This window comes from Cobetia sp., assembly GCF_983723665.1.
Map to the genome: position 1 here is coordinate 1 of NZ_CFDJES010000181.1, position 4,492 is coordinate 4,492.

The window sequence follows — 4,492 nt, forward strand, 5'->3', positions numbered from 1 at the left end:
GTGGACATGGCAGTCCTCCGGCAACGAATGTTATGAGCTGGGCTAGCCAGCCTGGGCTGCAGAAGCAGGTTGCACAGGAGAATGGCACACCCGGGATGACAGCCTCTCCTTCAAGACTAAGACAGTCGCCGAGAGTTTGCTGCCCGTTGGCGCGCGATTTATGTGGTACTTCATGACATGCCACCCTCATTCAGCCTGTGAAAAGGCCAGTGGCGACATACCGATAGCGGCGGCAGCAGGTGGCATGCCTTGCTAGAGCGCGTAGCGAGCGCAGAGGCATGTCTGTATCGAGGGCGGGGCGAGTGCGTGGCGGGCAGACCTCACGCGGCTTGCTGCAGATATTTTCACAATCGTGGCGCAAGCTGTATGCGCGTCCAGCCGTCATGACGCCCGCCATGCGCGGCCCCGCGGTTTTTACGTTGCTGATCTGCGACTCATGTAACTCTGGCGATACAGAATGTTTTCAAAGAGTTGCATGAAAAAATGAACATCCTGTCGTCAGGCCCGTCTGAGTTAGGGCAAACACTTATTGATCACTGCTGGAGGCTGCAATGAAACGGATGACTGCATACATGACGGCTGCCCTGATTTCCGCGGGCATGATGTCGGCACCGGCGTTCGCTGCTGACGCACCGGCCCAGGGTCAGTCTACTGCCCAGGCGGCACAGGCTCAGGCTGGCGATTTCACTGACGCTCAGCTGGAACAGTTCGCTGCGGCCTCTCAGGACATCGCACGCATCTCTCAGGAATTCGCCGGCAAGCTGCAGAAAGCCGACGACGAGACTGCCAAGCAGAGCGTGCGTCAGGAAGCCAACGACGAGATGGTCAGCGCTGTCGAAGACTCCGGTCTGGAAGTCGCTACCTTCAACTCCATCGGTCAAGCGGTCCAGAACGACCCGGACCTGATGAAGAAGGTGCAGAAGCTGGCTCAGGAAAACTCCTGATCTCGCCTGGATGACGTTCGGGTCATCCAATGAAAACGCCGCCCCCGGTTGCCGGGGGCGGCGTTTTTTTGTGCCCATGTCTTGCGGCCTGTCAGTCAGTACCGCCTTGGTCAGTAAAGCTTTGGTCAGTAAAGCTATGGTCAGCGCCGCATGTCAGGCGCCGGCGACCGGACGAATGAGCATGTCCTGTGCCTTCTTTTCCTGCATCAGGCCACGGAACAGCGAATAGCACATCACCAGCAGTACCAGCGTGAACGGCAGCCCCGTGGCGATGGCGCCCGCCTGCAGCGAGCCCAGCGCAGCGCTTCCGCCGCCATAGAGCAGGGCACCGGCGATCAGGCCTTCCATCGCTGCCCAGAACATGCGCTGGCTGATCGGTGCATCCACCTTGCCGCCGGCGGTGATCGAATCGATCACCAGCGAACCGGAATCCGAGGAGGTCACGAAGAACACCAGTACCAACAGGATGGCGATGAAGGACGCCACACCGGACAGCGGCAGGTTGTCGAGCATCTGGAACATGGCCAGCGACACGGAATCGATGCCATTGGCCAGCGCGCCGACGCCATTGATGGCCTGTTCTAGTGCGGTACCGCCGAAGACTGACATCCACACGATGGTGACGAGTGTCGGCACCAGCAGCACGGCGGTGACGAATTCGCGTACGGTGCGGCCGCGCGAGACACGTGCGATGAACATGCCGACGAACGGTGACCAGGAGATCCACCACGCCCAGTAGAAGACGGTCCAGCCGTGGAACCAGCTTTCATCGGGGCGGCCGATCCAGTTGGACAGCGGCAGCAGATATTCCACATAGCTGAGGGTGGTGGTGCCCAGGCCCATGAGAATGGCGAGTGTCGGCCCGAAGATGAGGATGAAGATGATCAGGACAGCGGCGATGATCATGTTGATGTTGGAAAGCAGCTTCACGCCGCCATCCAGGCCTCGACTGACCGAGTAGATGGCCACCAGCGTCACCAGGATGATGATCGCGATCTGGGTCGGCAGGCCATCGCCGACGCCGAACAGGTAGTCCAGCCCCGATGCTGCCTGAGCGGAGCCCAGCCCCAGCGAAGTCGCCAGACCGAAGATGGTCGCCAGCACGGCGAGGATATCGACGATATGCCCCATCCAGCCCCAGGTGCGCTCACCGAGTATCGGGTAGAACGCCGAGCGGATGGTCAGCGGCAGGCCCTTGTTGTAGGTGAAGAAGGCCAGCGACAGCCCGACCACGGCGTAGATGGCCCAGGGATGCAGGCCCCAGTGATACATGGTGGCACCCAGCGCGGCGCGTGCTCCTTCCGGCGTCCCGGCGGGTGCGTTCAGTGGCGTGCCGTACCAGTCGGTGTAGTAGGCCACCGGTTCGGCGACGCTCCAGAACATCAACCCGATGCCCATGCCAGCGGCGAACAGCATCGCGAACCAGGAGCGTGTCGAGAACTCGGGCTTCGCCTTCTGACCGCCCAGGCGCAGCTTGCCCACCGGGTGCACGATCAGCAGCAGGCAGAACAGCACGAAGAGGTTGCCGGCCAGCATGAACAGCCAGTCGCCATGTGCGATGGACCAGGCCTTGGCGCCGCCCAGGGCACTTTCCGCGCCCGCTGGGAAGAGGATGGCAAACAGGATGAAGCTGACGATCAGCACGGCGCTGATCGCGAAGACGGGGTTGTGAACATCGAGACCCATGACCTGGACATTGTCCTGGCCGATCTCGTAGTCCGTGTCATACGGATTCGATGACATGTGGTGACCTCATGTTGTTATTGGTGTCGCCAGCCGGGCAGGGCAGCTGGCGTGAAGCGAGGTGTTGTCGTGGGTGTCTCCCGGGGCTGCGATGTGGGAAGGGGGTGGAATGGCAATCCGGAGCGCGGTGGCGAGTCTGACTGCGGGGCAGGTCGCCACCGGCCCTCGTGATTGTGTGAGGGCTGGGCGAGAGCGAGTTAGCTGGATACGACGCCGGCATATGCGTGACTGACACAGGGGGCGATTCAGCGCTCAGAGCGGTTGTCGCAGGTGTGCCCGCTTTGTAGATTGCGATCTACAGTGAAGGAAAGTGGTGCGTACTCCCTGACCGCGCACCACTTTCGCGCCCGAGACTTCACTCCTCGCGCGATACGCCAGTACTTGCCTGCTCCTGCCCAATAACAACACCGTGGTGCCGCCATGACGCCTGAGACCCTGACCGAGCCGACACCTGTCGCTCGCCGCCGTTCGCGCAGCCAGTTGCGCGGCCGTCCGCTGGATGCCGAGGCCTGGGCCGAGGTACAGCGCCTGCTGGGCGATGCCCCGGCGCAGCGTGACCTTCTGCTCGAATATCTGCACGTGCTCAATGATGAGGTCGGCTACCTGACGCTGGCCCATCTGCGTGCGCTGGCCGAGTGGATGCGCCTGCCGATGGCCGAGGTCTACGAGACGGCCACCTTCTATGCCCATTTCACCGTGGTTCGCGATGGCGAGACGCCGCCCGCGGCACTGACCGTGCGCGTCTGTGATTCGCTGTCCTGTCAGCTGGCCGGCTCCGAGGCCTTGCGCGCCGGTCTCGCCTCGGGGCTGGACCCCGAACAGGTGCGCGTGCTGCGTGCGCCCTGCATGGGGCGCTGCGACAGTGCGCCGGTGGCGGAGGTCGGGCATTACCATCTCGGCCACGCCAGCGTGGAAGGCGTCACGGCGGCGCTTGCCGAAGGCCATGTGCATGCCGCGCCGGCTGCGAGTCTCGACTATCCGCGGCTGGCGGAATATCGCGCCAGTGGCGGCTATGGGCTGCTCGCCGCGCTGGATGGCGGTGAGGTCAGCATCGAGGACCTGGCGCAGATGATCGAGCAGGCCGGACTGCGTGGCCTGGGCGGGGCGGGCTTCCCGACGTTTCGCAAGTGGGGCTTCGTGCGCGCCGAGGCGGGGCCGCGCTATTGCGTGATCAACGCCGATGAAGGCGAACCCGGCACCTTCAAGGACCGCTGCTATCTGGAGCGTGAGCCGCACACCTTCCTCGAGGGCGCGCTGGCCAGTGCGCATGCCATCGAGGCCGAGGCGCTCTACCTCTATCTGCGCGACGAATACCCGACCCTGAATGAGGTGCTGCGCGACTGCATCGCGGAGCTGGAAGCCGCAGGCCTCGTCGCGCCGGGCTACATCCAGCTGCGGCGTGGCGCCGGCGCCTATATCTGTGGCGAGGAATCGGCGCTGATCGAGTCGCTGGAAGGCAAGCCCGGCAAGCCGCGTCAGCGGCCGCCCTTCGTGGCCCAGCGCGGGCTGTTCGGTCGCCCGACCCTGGTCAACAACGTCGAGACGGTCTATTGGATCGCGCGGCTCCATCGCGAAGGCCATGACCACTACGTCGCGGCCGGGCGTCAGGGACGTCAGGGGCTGCGCAGCTTCTCGCTCTCCGGGCGCGTCAGACGCCCGGGCATGTATCTGGCGCCGGCCGGCATCACGCTCAGCGAGCTGGTCGAGGAATATGGCGGCGGCATGGCCGACGGCCATCGTCTGCGTGCCTACCTGCCCGGCGGGGCCTCCGGCGGCATTCTGCCGGCCAGCAAGGCGGACCTGCC

The 4,492-nt window shown here is 63.9% G+C and carries 3 protein-coding genes; 2 read left to right on the forward strand and 1 reads right to left on the reverse strand.

The features are described from left to right. The first annotated feature begins 551 nt into the window (after positions 1-551). Positions 552-944: a DUF4168 domain-containing protein gene (locus AC4FAH_RS13350; protein WP_043333741.1), complete on the forward strand. Its 393-nt coding sequence runs from the start codon at positions 552-554 to the stop codon at positions 942-944. A 153-nt stretch (positions 945-1,097) separates the two neighbouring features. Here AC4FAH_RS13350 and AC4FAH_RS13355 read toward each other — a convergent pair whose 3' ends face one another. After that, positions 1,098-2,687 carry a BCCT family transporter gene (locus AC4FAH_RS13355; protein ID WP_043333742.1) on the reverse strand — a complete coding sequence of 530 codons (1,590 nt, stop codon included), beginning with the start codon at positions 2,685-2,687 and terminating at the stop codon, positions 1,098-1,100. A 420-nt stretch (positions 2,688-3,107) separates the two neighbouring features. On the opposite strand from AC4FAH_RS13355, the gene AC4FAH_RS13360 reads away from it, so the two are divergent. Further along, the coding region (locus AC4FAH_RS13360) for an NAD(P)H-dependent oxidoreductase subunit E (RefSeq protein ID WP_490246194.1) at positions 3,108-4,492 on the forward strand (1,385 nt) is incomplete at its 3' end.